The following is a 21,221-nucleotide window of genomic DNA, read 5'->3' on the forward strand; positions in this document are numbered from 1 at the left end:
TCAGCCCGCCTCGCCGCACAGAAGGTTCATGTCTTCCGGGGCGAAGGCCAGCCGCGCCGACGCGCCCGGGACGGGCACCGCGCCCAGGGCCGCACGGGCGGAGCTGACGCGGGCCGCAACCGTCCCGCCGTCGTCGAGTCGGATCTGAACCAGCACGCTTTCCCCCTGATAGACGATGTCGGTGACACGGCCGGTGATCACGTTGTAGCGCGGATCGGGCCCCGGCGCGCCCTCGGGCAGCAGGGCCAGCCGCTCAGGGCGCAGCATCAGGAGGTTCGCGCCCGGCGGCGGCGTATACCCTTCGAGTTTCAGCGCCTGAGCCCCGAGGCGGAAAGTTCCACCCGAGCCGGTGACTGGCAAGAAGGTCGACTCTCCGATGAAATCTGCGACGAACCGGGTTGACGGGCGGTCGTAGATCTCCTTCGGCGTGCCGAGCTGGATGATGCTGCCCCTGTCGATTACCGCAATCCGGTTCGACATGGTCAGCGCCTCGCGCTGGTCGTGGGTGACGCAGACTGTGGTGATGCCGAGCCGGTCGTGCAGCGCCCGAAGCTCGATCTGCATACGCTCGCGCAGCTGTTTGTCGAGCGCCGACAGCGGCTCGTCCATCAAGAGGATACCCGGCTCGAAGACGATGGCGCGGGCGAGCGCCACGCGCTGACGCTGGCCGCCCGAGAGCGCGTCGACACCTCGCCCGCCGAAGTCGGGCAGCTGGACGAGGTCGAGGACCGCCTCCACCCGCCGCATCGCCTCCGGCCGGGGCACGCGCCGCAGCTTCAGTGGAAACGCGATGTTCTCGGCCACCGTCAGATGTGGAAAAAGCGCGTAGGACTGAAATACCATGCCGACGCCGCGTTTGTGCGGGGCCAGCCGCAGCACGTCCCTCTCGCCGAAATGCAGGCTTCCCTGATTGGGCCGAACGAAACCGGCCAGCACCATCAGGAGGGTGGTCTTGCCCGACCCCGAGGGGCCGAGCAAGGTGAGGAATTCGCCGCTTTGCACATCCAGATCGACTTGGTCCAGTGCGACGGCACGACCATAGGTCTTGCTCACTTGGCGAACGCGGATCGGCAGCCCCTTTTGCTGCGGCCTGGCATCCGTCGGGGAAGGCGTCATCCGGTGATCATGTCCTGATATGCGGCCTGCGCCTTTTGATAGTATTTCATGTACCAGGCATCGTCGATCAGCAACTGCTTGGCCGTGTTGGCCGGGGACGACGGCAGCTGCGCGGCATAGGCGGGAGAGATGATCGAGGTCAGGTCATAGGCCTTCTCGTTGGTCGGTCCGTAAGTGATGTATTTCGTCAGATCCGCCTGATATTTCGGCTTGCTGATCTCCGCGATGAAACGCATCGCCAGATCGCGCTTCTTGGTGCCTTTCGGGATCACGAAGCAATCGGTGTCCAGAAGCCCCTGCTCGTAGGTATAGGCGCAGGCCGCCCCGTCCTTGTTGGCGGCGTCGAGCCGGCCGTTCCAGGCTGCGATCATGTCCACCGCGCCATCCTTCATCAGCTGCGCCGATTGCGCACCTGAGGACCACCAGACCGCGATATGCGGCTTCAGTTGCTTCATCTTGTCGATCGCCCGCTTCAGCCCTGCCTCGGTCGACAGGACCTTGTAGACCTCGTGCATCGGCACGCCGTCGGCCATTAGCGCCGGCTCCAACATTGCATTGTTGCGATACGCCCGGCTGCCCGGGAACTTCCTCACGTCCCAGAAATCGACCCAGTTCTGAGGCCCGTTCTTGCCGAAGGTCTTGGTGCTCCAGCCGACCACGGTCGAGAAAACGTCATTGCCGATGTAATAGGGTTGCGCTGTGCCGGAGATGAGGCTCTTTGCGTCGATCACGGAGTAGTCGAGCTTCTCCAACAGCCCTTCCTTGCCCGCCCGCGCCGCGGTTCCGGAGCCGGAGCTGACCACATCCCATCCGCCGGCGCCCGATTTTACGCGCAGCCGAAGCTCGGCCAGCCCGCTGTATGTCTGCTGCTTCACGGTGATGCCGAGCGCCTTGGCCGCCGGCTCGAATTCAGCTTTGCTCTGCGCGTCCTGGTAGGAGCCTCCCCAGGAGACGATGGTGAGCTGGTTTTCGTCCGCGGCCTCCGCCCTGCGTGCGCCTGTGATGATCGCCGGCATTGCCAGAGCCGCTATTGAACCGCCAAGTAACTCCCTGCGCCGCATCATTCCCTCCGATTTTCGAACCCTGTTGTATTTCAAGTGAACCTACGTTTTGGCTGCCTGAATAGGTCCAATCTGGAAGGAGAAGCAGACCAGTTTGACTCAGGCTCTGCGCTCGTCCTTCCATCGATAATAGGCGACCGAGGGAGCCAGGAACCAAGGATTGCCGGTGTAGAGCGGCCGGGTAGGGAAGCGGATTGCGGCAAGTCCGGTGCCTTCGGGGCCGCCCACGACCTGCCGGCCGAGCCGCATGCCGAGATAGCTCGCCATGCCGACGCCGGAGCCGCAGTAGCCCATGGCATAGTGGAGCCCGTCCTGCTGGCCCATGTGCGCGAGCGTGTCGAAGGTGTAGCCGACGAAGCCCATCCAGGAATGGCTGATCCGCACCCCGCTGAGTTCCGGAAAGAGGCGGACGAGTTCGCGCAGCAGCAGCGGGCCGCTGACCCGTGGATCGGACTCCCTCAGGCTCACCCGTCCGCCGAAGACGATGCGCCGACGGTCCGGCGAGGGCCGGTAGTAGTAGACCACCTTACGCGTGTCCGACACGATCCGGTCCGTCGGCATCAGCCGCGCCATCACGTCTTCGGGTACCGGCTCGGTGGCGATGACATAGCTGCCGATCGGGATGATGCGCCTCTGCAGCCAGGGTGTCAGCGGCCCTGTGTAGCCGTTCGTCGCCACGACCACCTCGCGTGCGCGTATTTCGCCACGGGTGGTCCTCAGCACGAAGCCGGACACCCCCCGCGCGATCCCCTCTACCGCAGCCTGCTCCGCGACCTGCGTGCCGGCGGCCAGAGCACGGTTGAGCAGGCCCTGATGATAGCGCCCCGGATCGACCGAGGCATGGTTCGGGAAGACCACCCCGCCGTGGTAGCGGTCCGTGCCAAGCTCGCGCCGCTGCTTCTCGCGCGGAACGACTACGGCGCCGGTGCGGAACTCTGGATCCTCGGCCTGGGTGCTGGCCACCAGTTCGTCGAAGGCACCGGCGCTGTGGGCGGCGTGGAACCGCCCGACCGTCCGGAGGTCGCAGTCGATCCCCTCCTCCTCGATGAACGATTGGATCCAGGCTAGCGAGCAGACGCCGTCGCGCATGATCTCCCGTGCGCGCGTCTCTCCGTAGCGTCGCGTCAGCGCGGCAAGGCCCGGCTTGATGCTGGTACTGATCTGCCCGCCGTTGCGGGTGCTGCAGCCACTGCCGACCTCGCCGCGCTCGAGCACCAGCGTCGAACGTCCCGCCCGCGCCGTGACCAGCGCCGCATGAAGGCCCGAATAGCCGGAGCCGATGACGGCCACGTCGATGGCGGGGGGAAGCTCAGCGGGCGCGATCAGTGGCCGCGGAGTGGCTTCCCACCAGTAGGGCTCGCTCTTGTAGTCGTCGGTGAAAACATCGGGGTTCATGTTCGCTAGTCATCTCCGGCACGGGCCATGGCAGATCTGGCATTTTCCACCCTCCAGAAGACCGTTTTCCGGTTGGCGGCGCAATCGGTCGTGGTCGGGCTCAGCCGTCCCATTCGCTCATGGAATAGCGCGAGCGCGACAGCCAGTCCGGATGCGGCTCGAGACCCCAGCCTGGCTCTTCGCCGATCGTCACATGGCCGTCACGCACCGAGTAGGGCCAGGTCGTGAAGAGCCCCTCCTGCCAGGGATAGTAGTCCGGCCCCTCGATCGAGAATTCGAGGTATTTTCCGGCATTGGGCAGCGCCGGCAAGAGATGCATGGTGAAGAGCGTCACCATGCTCAAATTCGCTGCATGGGGCGTGACCGGCAGATCCTGCGCCTCCGCGAGCTGCGCGACCCGCAGCGTCCTGGAGATGCCGCCCATGTAGCAGACGTCGGGCTGGGCGATGTCGACGACGCCGGTACCCAGCATCACCTTCCAGAGTGCCAGCTCGCAATCCTGCTCGCCGCCGGAGACATCCATGCTCAGCGCCTCCTTCACCTGGCGGGTCTGGTCGAGGTCCCAGTAGGGGCAGGGCTCCTCGAAATGCGTCATCCCGTTGTCTTGCATCATCTGGCCGACCTCGATTGCCCGCTCCGGCGTGAAGCAACTATTGCCGTCGGCCAGAAGCTCCACCTCGTCGCCAAGCGCCTTGCGGATCGTTGGGATGATCTTCTCCGTCCGGCCCGGCCATTCGTCCTGGTTGCGGCCGCATTCGGCGCCAACGCGGAACTTGAAGGCGTCGAAGCCATGTGCGTCGCGGAGCCGCAGGAACCGCTCGGCCTCCTCCTTCGGGGTGATGTCGCGCCGCATCGAGGAGGCATAGGTGCGCAGCCGGCCCGGCTTGCCGCCGAGGAGCGAGACCACCGGCTTTTCGGCCAGCTTGCCGCGCAGGTCCCAGATCGCGGTGTCTAGCCCGCAGAGCGCGCGGCAGAGGTAGGAGCCTGGGAACTTGTGCTCGCGCTCCTTGACGAGGTCCAGAAGGTCGTCGAGATCGTCGAAGCCTTGGCCCAGCACCCAGGGTGCGACCTGCCGATGGACGATTCGCGAGGTGATGTCGGCGTTGTAGGCGGAGACCTGCCCCCAGCCGGTCGCACCGGTGTCGGCGGTCAGCCGGACAAAGCCGACGAACTGGTTGCTGAACGTCTCCAGCTTCTTGATCTTCATTAGAAACTCACTCCAGGGGCCTTGCCGGACAAAGCTCGGCGAATGCCGCGGGCCGTCCGGACAGAGCAAATCCAATCGAGATAATGGCTGGAAAGTAAGGTCCATTTTTGCTAATCTTCTGGACCAGTTTGGTGGGGGCGGACGAGGATGGTGAAGCATGCGGGTGGCGCGCTGCTGCCGATGCTGGAGATTGACCGCTCGTCCGGTGTTCCGATCGGCCACCAGCTTGCGAGCGGCATCCGAAACCTGATCCTTCATGGCGAGCTGGCGCCGGGTCAGCGCCTGCCGTCGAGCCGTACCCTCTCCCGCGATCAGCGCGTTTCGCGTACGACGGCGGTCGGGGTCTACGAGCAACTCGCCGCCGAAGGGCTGATCATCTCGAAGATTGGCGCCGGCGCCTTTGTCAGTGATGCGCTCGAAACCCTCTATGTCGGCAAGCGCGACACCGCAGACCGGCCGGAGCCGGACAGCCGGACGCCGGCGCGCCTCGACCGGCTCGCCCGGAGCGCGTCGGAGCGGTATTTCTCCCGTCTGCCGCATCCGACGCATTCGCGGGCCTTCGTCACCGGTACGCCCGATCTCGATTCCTTTCCGGTCGCGCAATGGGCGCGGCTGACGGCGCGCCACTGGCGCCAGGACCGGAGCGAGATCCTCGGCTATCCGCAGCCCGGCGGCCTGCCGCGTCTGCGCGAGGCGATTGCACAGCATCTGCGGGCCAACCGGGGCGTTACCTGTGAGGCAAGCGAGGTCTTCGTCTTTAACGGCGCGCAGGATGCCTTCAACTGGATCGGCAACACGCTCCTCGACCCCGGCGACGCGGTCTGGTTCGAGAACCCAGGCGCGATCGGGGCCCGCAACAGCCTGATCTCGGCGGGCGCCCGGCCCATCCCGGTGCCGGTCGACGACGAGGGGATGAGCGTCGCCGCCGGCCTCGAGCGGGCGCCCGACTTCCGGCTCGCTTTCGTCACGCCCTCTCACCAGCATCCGCTCGGCGTGACGATGAGCATGGAGCGGCGGTTCGAGTTGCTAATGGCGGCGGAACGCGCTGGCGCCTGGATCGTCGAGGACGATTACGACGGCGAATTCTACTATTCCGGCCGCCCACCACCGACCCTGCGCAGCGTCGACACCACCGGCCGCGTGATCTATGTAGGCACCTTCAGTAAGTCGCTGTTTCCGGCGTTGCGGCTCGGCTTTGTGGTCGCCCCACCCTCTGTCGTCGACGTTTTCGACCGACTCGCCGGCGCAACTTCTCAGGGCACCGCGACCAACCAGCAGGCCGTGCTCGCAAGCTTCATCGAAGAAGGCCATTTCGCTGCCCATATCCGCCGAATGCGCAAGCTCTATCAGGAGCGCCAGACCGCACTGATCGAGGCGGCGGATGAGCATCTGGCCGGGCTGATGGAGGTGAAGCGTGCCGAAAGCGGCATCCAGACGGTCGGCTATCTCGCCCCGGGCTTCGACGAGGTCGAGGTGGCTCGGCGGGCGGAATCAGTGGAAGTGATCGGAACCCCGATCAGCCGCTTCTGCCTTGAGCCAATCGGCATTTCCGCCCTTGCGCTCGGCTTCAGCACCTGTAGCCGGCGTGACAGCCTCTGGGGGGTAAAGTGCCTGCGAACGATCCTCGAAGGCATGGCCCGCGAGGTGCGGGGCTGAGGTCAATCCTCGCCGAGGATCATATCGGCCGCCTTCTGTCCGACCAGCATCGCCGCAGCATTGATGTTCCCGGCCGGCAGGGCCGGAAAGATCGAGGCATCGGCGATGCGCAGCCCGTCGATGCCATGCACCTTCAACTCGTGATCGACGACCGCCCGAGCCGGGTCTGGGCCCATGGCGCAGGTGCCGCAGGGATGGAAGATCGAGGAGGCCCGGGCGCGGATGTCGGCGATGAGCTCGTCTTCGGCCTGGGTTGCCGGCCCAGGTGCGATCTCCTCGGCGATGAGCGCACTCAGCGCTTTCGTTCCGGCCAGCCGGCGCAGGAGACGGACGCCATCCACAAGCTCTCGAATGTCCTCCTCGGTCGCGAGATAGTTCGGCTGGATCGCGGGCGCCTGGCGCGGATCCGCGGAGCGGATGCGGACATGGCCGCGGCTCGTGGGGTGGCAGTTCGAGATGCCGAGGAGGAAGCCGGGGAATGGGTCGGGCCGCAGCAACTCGCGCTTGCCCGGGACGGAGCGGACATAGCTCATCGGTGAAAAGTAGAGTTGGAGGTTGGGCCGTGACCGCCCTTGGTCGCTGCGGACGAAACCGCCGGCCTGGTTAACGCTGAGCGCCAGCGGCCCGCCGCGGGTGAACAAATATCTCAGCCCCAACGCCGCCTGCCCCCCGAGTGTGCCGAGTTGGCTATTCAGCGTTGGCCGCGTGGCGCGGTAGATGTAATCAATCCCGACATGATCCTGCAACGCCTCGCCGACGCCTGGCAGTGCCCGGACGACCTCGATCCCCTGCGCCGCCAGAAGCGCCGGATCACCGATCCCGGACAGTTGCAAAAGTTGCGGCGTGTTGATTGTGCCCGCCGAGAGGATCACCGCGCGGCGCGCCCGGGCGAGGCAGGGCCGGCCGGCCTTCTCATAGGCGACGCCGACGGCGCGGGCGCCTTTCACCAGCACCTTCGTCGCGAATGCCTCGGTCTCGACCGCGACGCGGTGCAGCCGCATCGCCGGACGCAGGAACGCGGCGGCTGAGGAGGCGCGGACGCCATGGTCGATGGTGACCTGATAAAGGCCCACACCTTCTTGCGATGCGCCGTTGAAATCCGGGTTCCGGGGCAGGCCGAGCTCTGCCCCGGCGGCGATGAAGGCCCTGCAGGTCGGGTGAACGAAGCGGTCCGTCGTGGTCACCGCGAGCGGCCCGCCGGTGCCGCGCCATTCGTCGGCTCCGGCTAGATTGTTCTCCATGCGTCGAAAAAGCGGCAATAGCTCGGCATAGGACCAGCCGGGATTTCCGCGGGCCGCCCAGCCGTCATAATCCTCGCGCTGGCCACGGATGAAGACCATCGCATTTATCGAGGAGGAACCGCCGAGGACCTTGCCGCGCGGGCAATAGACCTCGCGCTTGCCAAGGCCATCGATCCCGTCGGTGTAATAGCGCCAGTTGAGCCGAGGGTGATAGAAGGTCTTGCCGTAGCCGATAGGCATCTTCACCCAGAGGCTCCGGTCGCTCCCTCCGGCCTCCAGCACGAGAATGCTGGCGCCACCGTCCTCCGCCAGCCGGCCCGCGAGGGCGCAGCCGGCCGAGCCAGCACCGACGACTACATAATCGAACGCCTGTCCCTGATCCACCATTTCCAACTGCGTCTGCCCCCGGATGAGCCAGACCCTAGAGACCCGGCGAGAGGCCGGCTGCGTCCATTCCGTCTAAACTTGCGGACCACTTGGACGCCAGCCACGAGGCCTTGGGCCCATGTGTCAGATTATGTTGTCACCAAATAAGAATGACGCCGGTTCTGCAAAGTAGAACTGTCGCCTTGGGGCGGTCGGAGCCGGGCCGGGCAGGGCGGAGACCCGCGATATTGGGGACCTGACCGGCCCGGCGGGGCGCGGGACCGGCGGACCGCACATTCCCTTCCGCCGCCTCGCCCCAGGGGCGGCGTCACCCTTGTCGTCTGAATGGGTTTGGTGGGATTGAAGGCACCGGTGATATCGCGTCGCCGGAGGCGTGGGCTGTGATGGTGGTGGGCCTCCAACCCCTGCTGCCCGCCGCCGACCTGGCCTGGATTGATCGCCCAAGCTTCTGGCGCGCACCTCGCCACGAGGTTGGGCCCATATCCTGCTTACCGGCGAATACAGGTGGCCGTGAGGGCCTTTGCGTAGGATCCAGCGCAGCAACGGCTGGCGATGTTTGAGTGAGACTTCGCACCAGTTGTTCTCATGGAACGGCATCCTTATGCCCTAAGGACATATGGATAGAGATGGCGCATGATATTCTCTGAAGGCCTCGAAAAATTCATGCTCGAGAAGGATTTGCCAGTCACAACCTTCTACGATCCCTTCGTTCTTGGCTATCGCCTGTTTCATGCAAAAGCCCTAGATGGGGTGCCTTTGAAGCGCCTGCCGCATGGCTGGGATCAGACGCGCGCCAAGAAACGATCATCGACAAGATGGAAGACCAGGTCGAAGCGAGCTGGTACGACACCGCGCGCCGAGAAGGCGTGTCCGAACAAGATTGCGAGACGATCGGTAGCGCATTTGCCTATCCGGGTTTCCGCCTTCCCCTCGAACTGGCAGTGAAGGGTTGAGCATGTTTGGCGACGGGAAGATTCCAGCGATATTCATCCAATACGTTGCCAACTTGTTGGCAGACACAAACTCCGGATTGAGTGGAGCGAACATCGTCAGGGAGACGGCAGCCTACGCCGTCGAATACGACGTGAACCTGCCGCACCCGACTTACCCTTTCGATGAGCTCTGATGATGTGACCGCCCCCCGACGGCATCTGTGTGCCGAAGATTCCTCTTGCGCAAGAGGCGGTTATGCATGTTGCGCAAACCCCTGGCGGGATTCATCTTGTGAATCCAGATGGGGTATTCGGCGTGAGTCGCGACCTCGACTGTAGAGCATGCGGGAGGTGCTGCGCTTCGAGCTGATGGTAAACGTGGTCGGTACTGGCAGCCACAAACATCAGGAGGAACCGCAGCATGAAGCATCTTATCGGGCTCGACGTAGCAGTGAAAGAGACGGGTGTCTCTTCGGCCAGATAGTACTGAACCGTTCAGTTTCACCGGCGCAGCGATCCCATTCCTTGCCGGGGCGACGTTGCCAAGTTGGTGGTGAAGCGGCCGGGCATTCCGGCCCGCCAGGGAAAGGTATCATACGGCCAGCACTGATTCCTGACAAAAACAATCGGAATTTATGTTGACAGGCTCGGGCGGGCCCCGTAGCAAAGCCTAGCATTTCAGTCAGGATTCCTTCTGGCCGGTTTCCGCCAGCGGTGACGCCGAAAAGAGGGGCGCGAGGACAGGATGAACGCTCGGATCGACGGGACCCGCAGGGCGCGGGCATGCTAGCGACTTTCGTCATCGGATTGCGCGAGGGGCTGGAGGCCGCGCTGATCGTCGGCATCATCGCCGCCTTCCTGCGCCGCAACGGTCGCAGCCTCGGCCCGATGTGGCTGGGCGTGGCGCTCGCCGTGGCGCTTTCCTGCGCCGTTGGGGTGGGCCTCGATCTGGCCGAGAAGGCGCTGCCGCAGGCGGGACAGGAGGCGATGGAGACGGTGATCGGCGCGATCGCCGTGGTCTTCGTCACCGGCATGATCGCCTGGATGAGCCGCCACGCGCGGGAGATGAAGCGCCAGCTGGAAGCGGAGGCGGCCGAGGCGCTTACACGCTCCGGCGTCCTGGCGTTGGTCAGCATGGCCTTCCTCGCAGTGCTGCGGGAAGGGTTCGAGACCAGCGTCTTCCTTCTTGCCACCTTCTCGGCCGCGCAATCGGCGGCGCTGGCGGCGGCGGGGGCGATGATCGGGCTTGTCCTCGCGGTGGCGATCGGCTGGGGGATCTACGCGGGCGGCGTCAGGATCAACCTGTCGCGCTTCTTCCGGGTGACCGGCGGGTTCCTTCTCCTCGTTGCGGCGGGCCTCGTGATCGCGTCGCTGAGGACCGCGCATGACGCGGGCTGGCTGAACGGCGGGCAGCAGGCGACGGTGGACCTGGGCTGGCTAATGGCGCCGGGGACGGTGCAATCGGCGATGATTACCGGTGTGCTGGGCATCCCCGCCGATCCGCGGCTGATCGAGGTGCTGGGGTGGCTGGCCTACCTGATCCCCGTCTCTGCCCTGATCTACTGGCCCCAGGCGCGCCGGCCCGGCCCGGCGGGGGCTGCCCGGCTGAAGCTGGGTGCGGCGGCGGCGCTGGCGGTGCTGGCTGGGGGGCTTGCGCTTTTCACCCCGGTGCCGCGGGCCGAGGTCGGCGCCCAGGCTGAGATGGTGGCGGCCTCCGGGGCAGCCGGGGCAGGGCGCGCGCGCCTCGGGGTGGCGCGGCTCGACGCGGCAGCCGCCCGAGCGCCCGCGCAGCTGATCCTCGCCGGGCGCGGCGATGCGGCGCGGGTGCTGGCGCTGCCCGCCGACGCGCGGGCGAGTGCAGAGCATGACGGCATCGCCGCGACCCGCTGGACGCTGAGCGAGAGCGGCCCGCTCACCGGGACGCCGGCGCGGCTGACGCTGGCTCAGGTCATGGTGCTCAACGGCGGGCGGCTCCCGATCGGGCTGAACCCGGCGCAGCATCCCGGCCCCTTTGACGCGGTCTGGACGGTGCGGCGGAGCGTGAATGTCTGGGCCTCGGGCGAGGTGCTGCTGGATGCGGCCGAGCGCAGCACGGCGGTTGTGGTGCTTTCGGGCAGCGGGCTTGCCACGCCCCGGGCGCTTGGCGTGAGGGTGCGGCCGGCGGGGCTGCATGCCGGAAACTGGCGGGTCTCGCCGGCCTATGTCGACAAGGCCACGGCGGCGCTGCGGGCGCTGGGCCACGCGCGGGCGGAGCGGCACCTCTGGGCATTTCAGCTGCCCGTGGCGCTGCTGATCGCGGCGCTTCTGCTGTTCCTCTCCGCGCTTGGCGGAGAGGTCCGGCGCCGCCGTGTGCCGTGACCCGAGATCCCTTCCAACCCCGGCTTTTCCGCCGGATCCCACACAGCCAAAGGAGCTTCCCATGCCGCGCCCTGACGTGACCCGGCCCATCCTCGCCTCTGTCGGGTTTGCCGCCCTTCTCGCCTTCTCGCAGGGAGGCGCGGCGCAGGCCGCCGAGGAAGGAAGCCCCGCCCCGGTGGTGAACGGGGCCGCGCAGGTGGCCATCACCCTGACCGGCGAGGCGGGCGGCACCTGCGCGCTTGACCATGCCGAAGCCAAGGCCGGGCCGGTGACCTTCACCGTCACCAACAGGACCGCCACTGCGATCACCGAGGTCGAGCTGATGAGCGGCAGCCGGATCCTCGGCGAGAAGGAAAACCTCGCCCCCGGCCTGGCGCCGGTGAGCTTCACCGTCACCCTCGGCGGCGGCAGCTACGAGGTCTACTGTCCCGGCGCGAAGGTGGAGACCGTCGCCTTCAAGGTGAACGGCGCCGTTGCCACGCCCACCGGGGCCACCGCGGCGATCCTCGCCGAGGGGACCAAGGGCTATGCGCGCTATGTCGACGGCATGGTCTTGGCCATGGTGACGGCGGTGGATCGGCTGAAGGCGGATATCGACGTGGGCGACCTGGCCAAGGCACAGGCCGCCTATGCCCGGGCTCGGCCGTTCTACGAGCGCATCGAATCCGATGTCGAAGGCTTCGTGCTGCCCGGCTTCAAGCCGACCGACAATGCCGGCAACCTCGACTACCTGATCGACATGCGCGCCTCCAACCTCGACCCGGCGGTGGGCTGGCACGGCTTCCACGCGATCGAGCGCGACCTGTTCCGGGACGGAAGGATCACCGCGGGCACCCGGAAACTCGCGGCCGGGCTGCAATCGAACATAGCCCGCCTCGGGAAGCTGGTGCCGGGGCTGACCTACCGTCCCGAGGACCTCGCCAATGGCGCGGCGGCGCTGCTGGAGGAGGTGCAGAGCGGAAAGATCTCCGGCGAGGAGGAGGCCTACAGCCACATCGACCTGGCCGATTTCGCTGCCAACGTGGAAGGCGCGCGGCAGGCCTTCGCCTTCCTGGAGCCGGGGATGAAGAAGATCGACCCGGACCTGACGGCCCGGGTGGACGCGCGGTTCGCGGCGGTGGACAAGCTGCTGGAAGGCTACCGCGACCCGACGGCGATCGGCGGATACATCCGCTACACGGCCGCGGTGAAGGCGGCCGACGCGGTGAAGCTTTCCAAGGCGATCCAGGCGCTGCAGGAGCCGCTGTCGCGGATCGCCGAGAAGGTGGCCACGGCCGGCTGAGGAGACCTGGAATGACCGACGAGACAAACAAGACGACAGGCGCGCGTGCGCGCCTGTCCCGCCGGGGGCTGCTGATCGGGGCCGCCGGCTCTGCGGCCGCCGCTGCCGCTCTGCCCGGCGCGGCGCGCGCGGCGGGAATGGCGCCGGGAGAGCTGAACCCGGACCTCTCCTACCCGTTCTACGGTGCGGCCGGGCAGGCCGGGGTGATGACGCCGCCGCAGCGCTACGTCTTCTTTATGACCTTCGATCTGACCACGGACCGCAGGCGCGACCTGCAGGTGCTGCTGGCGCGCTGGTCCGGCGCCATCGCGCAGCTGATGAAGGGTGAGACGATCGGGCAGGTCGAACCCTCGCGCCCTGATGCGGTGGGCTTCGACACCGGTGAGGCGCTGAGCCTCGGGGCCTGCGGGCTGACGGTGACGGTGGGCCTCGGTCCCCGGGTGTTTACCGGGACCTACGAGCTGGCCGAACGCAAGCCGGCGCTGCTACGCGCGCTGCAGCGGCTGCCGAGCGACGCGCTGAGGCCGGAACTGACCGGGGGCGACCTGTCGCTGCAGGCCTGCGCCGACGATCCGCAGGTGGCTTATCACGCCGTCCGCGACCTTGCCCGCATCGCCAAGGAGACCGGCGCCGCCGTGACCCGCTGGACGGTGATGGGCTTTGGCCGCGCCTCCGCGGGCAAAGGGCAGGCGACGCCGCGCAACCTTCTGGGCTTCAAGGACGGCACCCGTAACATCCGCGAGGCCGGCGAGTTCGACCGCCATGTCTGGCTGAATGAGGGCCCCGCCTGGCAGCGCGGCGGCACATTCCAGGTGGTGCGCAAGATCCAGATGCATATCGAGAACTGGGACACCGACCGGGTCTCGGACCAGAACGCGGTCTTCGGGCGCCACAAGCTCTCCGGCGCGCCGCTGACGGGGAAGGCGGAGTTCGACACCCCCGACTTCGCGATGAAGAAGCCCGATGGCGCACCGGTGATCCCGGACAACGCCCATATCCGGCTGGCCGCGCATGAGAACAACGGCGGGATCAAGATCCTGCGCCGCTCGTTCAATTATACCGACGGGATCAACCAGTACGGGCTTCTCGACGCGGGGCTTCTGTTCATCAGTTACCAGACCGACCCGGCGCATTTCGAGGCGCTGCAGCAGAAGCTCGGCGCCGCAGACGCGCTGAACGAATATATCGCGCATATCGGGTCGGGGCTGTTCTTCGTGCCCCCTGCGCCGCGCGAGGGTTCCTACATCGCCGAGGGGATGTTTGCCACCTGAACCGCTTGGGCAACCGATTTCGCAAGTGCGATGCGCCCCATCCTGACCGGGCATCTCCTGACCATGACCCAGGTTGCCACCGTCAGGTCCAATTTCTCGTTGCGGCCGATCCGTACGGGGTGAGGACACCGTCAGCTTCCCGACTGACACCCGGAGACCACCGACGACGTTGACCGTGGGATCTACATCCGCCCGGCGGAAGGGTAAGGCACAGCTCTATCCTGGCACGCGTTTCGCGGCCGAATGACTGGACAGAAACATTTGGATCATATTATGTCTGTATGAAACGATTGAATTAGAATCGGCGTGAGGCGTGTCTTCCTCCTCGTCGCCCGTTCTCCCGGGGAGGAAGAGCTCATCAATGGCCAGCCAGCAGCCGGAAACAGCATTGGAGGTGAAAGGCCTCGAAAAGAGCTATGGCCAGGTGAAGGTGCTGCGCGGCATCAACCTGCGCGCCTATCCTGGGGAAGTGGTCTCTATCATCGGTGCGTCGGGCTCGGGCAAGTCGACCTTTCTGCGCTGCATCAACATGCTGACGAAGCCCTCAGGGGGAACGATCCGCGTGGCCGGCGAACTAATCGAGACGCGGCAGACTGCGGAGGGCCTTGAACCGGTCGACAAGCGGCAGCTGCAACGCATCCGCTCGGAACTCGGCATGGTGTTCCAGGACTTCGCACTTTGGAGTCACCTCACCATCCTCGAAAATGTCATCGAGGGCCCGATCCAGGTGCTGGGTTTGCGGCGCGCGGAGGCGAAGGATCGTGCCGAGGCACTGCTCGACAAGGTAGGCCTTGCCGACAAGCGCGATAGCTACCCCGCCCATCTTTCAGGCGGCCAGCAGCAACGGGCGGCGATAGCGCGTGCGCTGGCGATGGAGCCCAAGGCGCTGCTATTCGATGAACCCACCTCGGCGCTTGATCCGGAGCTCGTGGGTGAGGTGCTTCGGGTGATGCAACTGCTCGCTGAAGAAGGCCGGACGATGATCGTGGTGACCCACGAGATGCAGTTCGCCCGCAACGTCTCCAGCAAAGTGATGTTCTTCCATCAGGGTCTGGTCGAGGAAGAGGGCACGCCGGAGGAGCTTTTCCTAAACACGAAATCCGAGCGCTGCCGGCAGTTTCTATCGGGACACTGACGTCAGCCGCTCAGGGCCACAAGCCACTGAATAATCAAAGGCAATCGCGACAACAGGAGGGAAACCATGATCCGCGAGATCCTAACCGCCGCCGCTTTGGCGTTGGTCTGCGCCCAAGGGGCGCAGGCTGAAAACATCCGCATCGCCACCGAGGGTGCTTACCCGCCCTTCAACCTGGTGGACTCCAGCGGCAAGCTGAAGGGCTTCGACGTCGACATTGCCAAGGCGCTCTGCGCGGAGATGAAGGCTCATTGCACCATCGTCGCCCAGGCCTGGGACGGCATTATCCCCGGCCTCAAGGCTGGCAAGTACGACGCTATCATCGCCTCGATGTCCATCACGCCTGCGCGCAAGAAGGCAGTGGACTTCACCGCGCCCTATTACGTTGCCGGAGCCGCGCTGGTCGGGCCCGCGAAGAGTGACATCACCTTCACGCCCGCGGGGCTGAAGGGAAAGACGATCGGCGTCCAGCGCGCCACCACTTATGCGGCGCTCCTGAAGGAAAAGTTCCCCGGTGCGAAGATCAAACTCTACGACACCGTGGACAATCAGAACCTTGACCTGAAGGCTGGCCGGCTCGACGGTGTCGTGGCCCAGCAGGTCGTGATGTACGAATGGCTGAAGAAGGATGGGGGCAAGGCCTTCGCTTTCAAGGGAAAGCCGTTCCTCGATCCGAAGTACATCGGAGACGGCGCTGGAATCGCGGTAAACAAGGGCAATACGAAGCTGCGCGATCAATTCGACGCCGCGCTCAAGACGATCATGGCGAACGGCACCTACGCCAAGATCAACGCGAGTTATTTCCCGTTCTCGATCGCCCCGAAGTGAGCCCAGGTTCCCGCTGCCGCCCCCGACCCGGGGCGGCGGCACCCGGCATGAACATGCGGCTGCGCAGGATACCTCGTGTTTGACCTTTATGGCTTTGGCCACCTCCTTTTCGAGGGCACGCTCGTGACCATCGAGCTGTCGCTGGCCGCGCTTGTCTGCGGGCTGGTGCTTGGCCTCGCCGGCGCGGCAATGAAACTTTCTGGCCTGTGGCCGCTGCGACTGCTGGCCGGGATCTACACCGCCGTGATCCGCGGCGTTCCAGAACTGGTGGTGATCCTGTTCATCTATTACGGCGGCGTGATCCTCCTGAACAAGTTCGCCCATTCGCTGGGGTATGTGGGCTATATCAACGTGAACGCCTTTACCGCCGGCGTTACCGCGCTCTCGCTGACCTTCGGTGCCTATGCGACCGAAGTCTTCCGCGGGGCAATCGCGGCCGTGCCGGCGAACCAGATCGAAGCGGCGCGTGCGATCGGGATGCGCCCGAGAACGATCTTCCGCCGGATTCTTCTTCCGCAGGTCTGGCGCTTCGCGCTGCCGGGCCTTGGGAACATCTTCCTGATCATCATCAAGGAAACCGCCTTGGTTTCGGTGATCGGGCTCGATGAGTTGATGCGCAAGGCCGATCTGGCGGTCGGCTATACCAAAAAACCGTTCACCTTCTTCCTGTTCGCGGCCTGCATCTACCTATCCATGACCGCGGTGGCGATGCTGTTTCAGCGGGGGCTGGAGCGTCGCGCGAACCGCGGCGTGGCGGGGAGGCCTATGGCATGAACATCTCTGTCATGATAGGCGCGCTGCCGGATCTGTTGGGCGGGGTGGCGCTTACGACCGAGCTTGTGGCGCTGGCGCTGCTGGTCGGCTTTGTCATTGCGTTGTCGACTGCGCTGGCCCGATTGAGCGGGGTTGCGGTATTGCGCTGGCTCGCCACGGCCTATGTCTTCACGTTCCGCGGCACACCGCTTCTGGTGCAGATATTTCTAATCTACTACGGCCTATCGCAATTTGCCTTTGTCCGCGACAGCGTCGCGTGGGTGGTGCTGAAGCAGCCGTTCTGGTGCACGCTGATGGCACTCGCACTCAATACGGGGGCCTATACGGCGGAGGTGTTCCGAGGTGGCATCCTGTCGGTGCCGCACAACCAGATCGAGGCGGCGCGCGCCATTGGCATGTCGCCGGTAACCGCATTTCGCCGCATCATCTGGCCGCTGGCGATCCGCCAGGCCCTGCCGGCATATGGCAACGAGATGATCCTGATGGTGAAGGCAAGCTCGCTGGCGTCGACGGTGACGCTGATGGATATCACCGGGGTTGCCCAGACGCTCGCAGCCGACACCTACATGCCGATCGAAATATTCACGGCGGCGGCCTTGGTCTACCTGTGCCTGACCTACGCCATGACCCAAGCTATCCATTTTTTCGAACGGCGCCTGGATGTGACGCGCCGTCGGTCCTGACCGGGGGCGCCGTCCCCGAAACCATTCGTTGGCCCGCCATTCACCGTGCGGCCCTTAGGGAGATGAGACGATGAAAGACCAACCGCTGGCAAACCGTTCGGGCTCCGATCTGCGTGCTTCAGATCTGGCTCATCATCTGCATCCGTTCACCGACCATACGGTGCTTGCCGCTGAGGGCGGGCCGCGTGTCATCACCCATGGCGAGGGCGTCTACCTTTGGGACAGCGAGGGCCGCCGGCTGCTCGACGGTATGGGCGGGCTGTGGTGCGTGAACCTCGGATACGGGCGCAAAGAACTCGGTGAAGTGGCGCGGCAGCAGATGGACCAGCTCGCCTTCTACAACACGTTCTTCAAGACTTCGCACGAGCCGGTGATCGCGCTCGCCGAGAAACTCGCCGGACTGACGCCGGACGGAATCGACAATTTCTTCTTCGCGAATTCCGGCTCGGAGGCCAATGACACAGCCATCCGTCTGGTGCGGACCTACTGGGCTGCGCAGGAGCGGCCCGAGCGGCAGATCATCATCAGCAGAGAGTATGCCTACCACGGCTCCACCCTCGCTGCGGCGAGCCTTTGCGGTTTGCCGGGGATGCACGGGATCAGCGGTTTGCCTATTGCAGGCATCGCGCATGGGAAGGCGCCTTATGCCTGGGCCGCCGGGCGCGACCTGGACGATCCCGACTATGGTCGCGAGGCTGCCGATGCGCTGGAGGCTAGGATACTGGAACTGGGTCCGGAGAACGTCGCGGCCTTTATCGGTGAACCCGTGATGGGCGCCGGCGGCGTGATTACGCCGCCTCCGGGCTACTGGGCGCGGGTCCAGGAGATCTGCCGCACCTATGACATCCTGTTGGTCTGCGACGAGGTGATCTGCGGCTTTGGCCGGACCGGACGGTGGTTCGGGGCACAGACCTTCGACATTACGCCCGACATCATGTGCATGGCGAAGGGCCTGAGCTCTGGTTACCTGCCGATCTCTGCGGTAGGTACCGGGCCCCGGGTGACAGAGGCACTACGTGGCAAGCCCGGCGTCTTTTCCCACGGCTTCACCTATTCCGGCCATCCTGTCGCCGCGGCAGTGGCGTTGAAGAACATCGAACTGATCGAGGCGGAAGGCGTGGTCGATCACGTCCGAACGGTAGCCGGGCCTGCACTCGCCCGCCGCCTCGGCGCGTTGACGGACCATCAGCTTGTCGGTCAGGTGCGGGGCGTCGGTGCAATGTGGGCGGTGGAACTGACCTCTGACAAGGCGACGCGCGCGCCGTTTACGCCGGTAGGATCGGTCGCGACGCGGGTCCGAAATCTCTGTTTTGAGCATGGCCTGGCAACCCGCGCAGTGCGCGAGGGCCTGGTGTTCGCCCCGCCGCTAATCATCAATGAGGCACAGGTGGATGAGATGGTTGGGATCCTGACCGACTGCCTCGATACTGTCGCGGCCGGGCTCTGAACCTCAGGGCCGGCCCGATCGGCGCCAGGCAGTTCGGATAAGGAGAGATTGGAGTGAAGATCGGTGTCGCCCGCCTGTGGCACGAGGCCAACTCGTTCACCCCGACCAATATCGGGTTAGGGCATTTCCAGGCTCGGGAATTCACCAGCGGGACTGCGGCTGCGCAGGTTTTTCGCGGTACGTCCGTGGAGACCGGCGGCGTTTTCCGCTGGGCGGAGCGCGCAAGGGCAGAGCTCGTCTTCAGTCGTCTTGCGGCATCCGCTCCCGGCGGCACGGTGGAGCAGCTGGTGCTCGACCGGATTATCGGGGAAATTGTCGAGGATCCGGAGCTAGAAGCCGTTGACGGGCTCTATCTCTCGCTGCACGGCGCCTGCCTCGGCACCGAGGATCTTTCACCTGAAACCACCTTGGTCACACGCTTGCGCGCCCGGTTTCCGGAGTTGCCGATCGTTGCCTCCTTCGACATGCATTGTATCCCGACGCCTGACCTTGCGGCGGCCCTCGACGGGGCGACCATCTACCGCCGCTATCCACATACCGACATGGCCGAGACGGCGGAGCGGGCGCTGGATCTGCTGAGTGCGCTGGTGCGCGGTGGCGCCCGAGGGCGGGTGACGCTGGCACGCTGCGGAATGGTGCTGCCGAGCTTCAGGATGGGTACGGACGGCCCAGGCCCGATGACAGAGATCGAGGCACTCGCTCTCGCAGAGGAGAGCAAGGCGGCCGCGCATGGCGTGCCTATCTCCGTCTACCCGTTCGCCAGCTTCGCGTATGCCGACAGCCCGGAAACCGATTCCGGCGTGCTGGTCACGAACCTTGCCCCGATGGATGCAGACGCTTGCCGCATGGCGGACGCGAGTGCTCGACGCCTGGTGTCTGACATGCGCAGGCTGAGCGGTGACTTTGTTCCGGACCTTCCTACGGCCGAGGCATTCCTTGCCACCCGGCCATGGCGCGACGGGCGGCGTTGGGCGATCCTCGAGCCATCGGACAACCCTATGTCCGGCGGCGCTGGCGATACTCCCGGGCTTCTCGCGGCGGCCTTGGGGGCCGAGCTTCCCGAAGGCTCGGTTTTCGCCTTCTTTGACGATCCCGAGGCGGTGGCGGCAGCGCAGATAGCCGGTTTGGGCGGCGCAGTGTCGCTGACCCTCGGTGGCAAGCTGGATGACCGTTTCGGGGCACCCATCCGGGTCGATGGAACCGTCGATCGGCTGACCGACGGGCAGTTTGCGAACACCGGCCCCATGGAGACCGGTATATCCGTGTCTCTCGGTCCTACGGCCGTTGTGCGCGTGGGGCCGCTCCGGATCATAGTCACTAGCAGCTGCTATTCGCCGAACGATCCGCAATATTTCCATCTTCACGGCATCGATCCGGACCGCGTGCCGGTTCTGCTGGCGAAAGCAAAGAACCATTTCCGCGCCTCGTTCGGCGATGTGTTCGATGCGATTGCACAGGTCGAGACACCCGGCCCGGCGATGGCGGAGGCAACCAGGTTGCCGTTCCGGCAAATCCCGCGCGAACGGCTGGAACTCTCGCGTTGACCATTTAAGCAAGGTAGCACGATGACATTTCAGGAACTTCAGGCGCTGATCATCGAGAACTTGCCCAGGATGCCACGGCAGGTTGCCACGGCCGCGCGCCACATTGCCGATCATCCCGACGAGGTGCTGGTGCATTCCATGCGCGATCTGGCGTCGCGCGCGTCAGTTTCGCCGGCCACGATGCTGCGCCTTGCCCAAGCGCTGGAGTTCGGGTCCTGGGCAGATTTCCGGGCAGTCTATGCGGGCGAGCTTCGAAGCGCACCGGACGCATATGCGGAGCGAGCAAGCCGGGCCCTCGACCGTTCCGGTTTTTCCATCCTGTTGCAGGAGAGTTTCTCGGCGCAACGGGCCAATCTAGATCATGCGGCAGGCGTGAATGAGCCCGAGGTATTCGCGCGGTCGGCAGAAATCCTGGCTGGCGCGGATCGCGTGTTCATTTCCGCCTTCATGAGCTGTCGGGGGCCGGGTCTTACCTTCACCTATCTCTGCCGTATGCTTCGAGACAACGTTATGTTGCTCGGCGGCGAAGCCACTCCGCTTGCCGCTGACCTTGCGCTCCTCCGGTCCTCGGACGCGGTGCTGACGATCAACTTCCAACCGTATGGCCAGGAAATCGACAAGGTTGCCAGAGCCGTCGCGGAAAGCGGCGCGAAACTCATCTGTCTGTCTGACAGCCGCGCAACTCAGGTCACCCGAGTGGCGACGGAGACGTTGATCTTTCCCGTCGAGGGGCCGTCCTTCTTTCCCTCACTCACCGCCGCTCATCTTTTGGTGGAAAGCTTGGCGATCTCGATACTCAAGCATCTTGGCGACGAGGCTATCCAGCGCATCCGAAAGATAGAGAATGCCTATTACGATAGTGGAACCTACAGCGCGGCGAACAGCCCGCGGAAAGTGAATTAGA

Annotated in this window: 17 protein-coding genes; 12 read left to right on the top strand and 5 right to left on the bottom strand. The window is 65.2% G+C overall.

What is annotated here, in order from left to right:
* The 4 genes from EIP85_RS14400 to EIP85_RS14415 all read right to left on the bottom strand — a co-directional run bounded on the left by EIP85_RS14400 (position 1) and on the right by EIP85_RS14415 (position 4,779).
* Positions 1-1,116 (bottom strand): ABC transporter ATP-binding protein, encoded by a 1,116-nt coding sequence (locus EIP85_RS14400; RefSeq protein WP_127902915.1) that lies wholly within the window; start codon positions 1,114-1,116, stop codon positions 1-3.
* Positions 1,113-2,132, bottom strand: coding sequence for a polyamine ABC transporter substrate-binding protein (locus EIP85_RS14405; protein ID WP_241560050.1), 1,020 nt, complete (start codon positions 2,130-2,132; stop codon positions 1,113-1,115). Before EIP85_RS14405 ends, EIP85_RS14400 begins: the two co-directional genes overlap by 4 nt.
* A 144-nt stretch (positions 2,133-2,276) precedes the next feature.
* Positions 2,277-3,572, bottom strand: a complete 1,296-nt coding sequence (locus tag EIP85_RS14410) for an NAD(P)/FAD-dependent oxidoreductase (RefSeq protein WP_127902917.1) — start codon at positions 3,570-3,572, stop codon at positions 2,277-2,279.
* Between the two features lie 100 nt (positions 3,573-3,672).
* Positions 3,673-4,779 (bottom strand): mandelate racemase/muconate lactonizing enzyme family protein, encoded by a 1,107-nt coding sequence (locus EIP85_RS14415; RefSeq protein ID WP_127902918.1) that lies wholly within the window; start codon positions 4,777-4,779, stop codon positions 3,673-3,675.
* Positions 4,780-4,926: 147 nt separating this feature from the next.
* Here EIP85_RS14415 and pdxR point away from each other — a divergent pair, with 147 nt between their 5' ends.
* Positions 4,927-6,435 carry a MocR-like pyridoxine biosynthesis transcription factor PdxR gene (gene pdxR, locus EIP85_RS14420; RefSeq protein WP_241560051.1) on the top strand — a complete coding sequence of 503 codons (1,509 nt, stop codon included), beginning with the start codon at positions 4,927-4,929 and terminating at the stop codon, positions 6,433-6,435.
* A gap of 2 nt (positions 6,436-6,437) precedes the next feature.
* Here pdxR and EIP85_RS14425 read toward each other — a convergent pair whose 3' ends face one another.
* Complete coding sequence (locus tag EIP85_RS14425) at positions 6,438-8,063, bottom strand: GMC family oxidoreductase (protein WP_127902919.1); 1,626 nt, start codon at positions 8,061-8,063, stop codon at positions 6,438-6,440.
* Between the two features lie 633 nt (positions 8,064-8,696).
* Here EIP85_RS14425 and EIP85_RS22820 point away from each other — a divergent pair.
* From EIP85_RS22820 to EIP85_RS14480, 11 genes are all read left to right on the top strand, one after another.
* On the top strand, positions 8,697-9,008 hold the full coding sequence (locus tag EIP85_RS22820) for a hypothetical protein (RefSeq protein WP_164871741.1): 312 nt from the start codon (positions 8,697-8,699) through the stop codon (positions 9,006-9,008).
* Positions 9,009-9,778: 770 nt separating this feature from the next.
* Positions 9,779-11,353, top strand: coding sequence for an iron uptake transporter permease EfeU (gene efeU / locus EIP85_RS14435; RefSeq protein ID WP_127902920.1), 1,575 nt, complete (start codon positions 9,779-9,781; stop codon positions 11,351-11,353).
* A 61-nt stretch (positions 11,354-11,414) separates the two neighbouring features.
* A complete protein-coding gene (gene efeO, locus EIP85_RS14440) occupies positions 11,415-12,635 on the top strand; it encodes an iron uptake system protein EfeO (protein ID WP_127902921.1) in 1,221 nt (406 codons plus the stop codon).
* Between the two features lie 11 nt (positions 12,636-12,646).
* Complete coding sequence (locus EIP85_RS14445; RefSeq protein WP_127902922.1) at positions 12,647-13,906, top strand: Dyp-type peroxidase; 1,260 nt, start codon at positions 12,647-12,649, stop codon at positions 13,904-13,906.
* 361 nt (positions 13,907-14,267) lie between these two features.
* The gene (locus tag EIP85_RS14450) at positions 14,268-15,041 is read left to right on the top strand and encodes an ABC transporter ATP-binding protein (RefSeq protein WP_127902923.1); all 774 of its coding nucleotides are present in this window, start codon (positions 14,268-14,270) and stop codon (positions 15,039-15,041) included.
* A gap of 66 nt (positions 15,042-15,107) precedes the next feature.
* The gene (locus tag EIP85_RS14455) at positions 15,108-15,869 is read left to right on the top strand and encodes an ABC transporter substrate-binding protein (RefSeq protein WP_127902924.1); all 762 of its coding nucleotides are present in this window, start codon (positions 15,108-15,110) and stop codon (positions 15,867-15,869) included.
* A 75-nt stretch (positions 15,870-15,944) separates the two neighbouring features.
* Positions 15,945-16,643: an ABC transporter permease gene (locus tag EIP85_RS14460; protein WP_127902925.1), complete on the top strand. Its 699-nt coding sequence runs from the start codon at positions 15,945-15,947 to the stop codon at positions 16,641-16,643.
* Positions 16,640-17,326, top strand: a complete 687-nt coding sequence (locus tag EIP85_RS14465) for an ABC transporter permease (RefSeq protein WP_127902926.1) — start codon at positions 16,640-16,642, stop codon at positions 17,324-17,326. The genes EIP85_RS14460 and EIP85_RS14465 overlap by 4 nt, the downstream gene beginning before the upstream one ends.
* A 70-nt stretch (positions 17,327-17,396) precedes the next feature.
* On the top strand, positions 17,397-18,773 hold the full coding sequence (locus EIP85_RS14470) for an aspartate aminotransferase family protein (RefSeq protein WP_127902927.1): 1,377 nt from the start codon (positions 17,397-17,399) through the stop codon (positions 18,771-18,773).
* A gap of 53 nt (positions 18,774-18,826) precedes the next feature.
* Positions 18,827-20,317, top strand: coding sequence for a M81 family metallopeptidase (locus EIP85_RS14475; protein ID WP_127902928.1), 1,491 nt, complete (start codon positions 18,827-18,829; stop codon positions 20,315-20,317).
* A gap of 21 nt (positions 20,318-20,338) precedes the next feature.
* Entirely contained in the window at positions 20,339-21,220 is an 882-nt protein-coding gene (locus EIP85_RS14480) for a MurR/RpiR family transcriptional regulator (RefSeq protein ID WP_127902929.1), read from the top strand.
* Position 21,221 lies beyond the last annotated feature (1 nt).

It is taken from the genome of Solirhodobacter olei (genome assembly GCF_004010155.1).
Classification (GTDB): domain Bacteria; phylum Pseudomonadota; class Alphaproteobacteria; order Rhodobacterales; family Rhodobacteraceae; genus Solirhodobacter; species Solirhodobacter olei.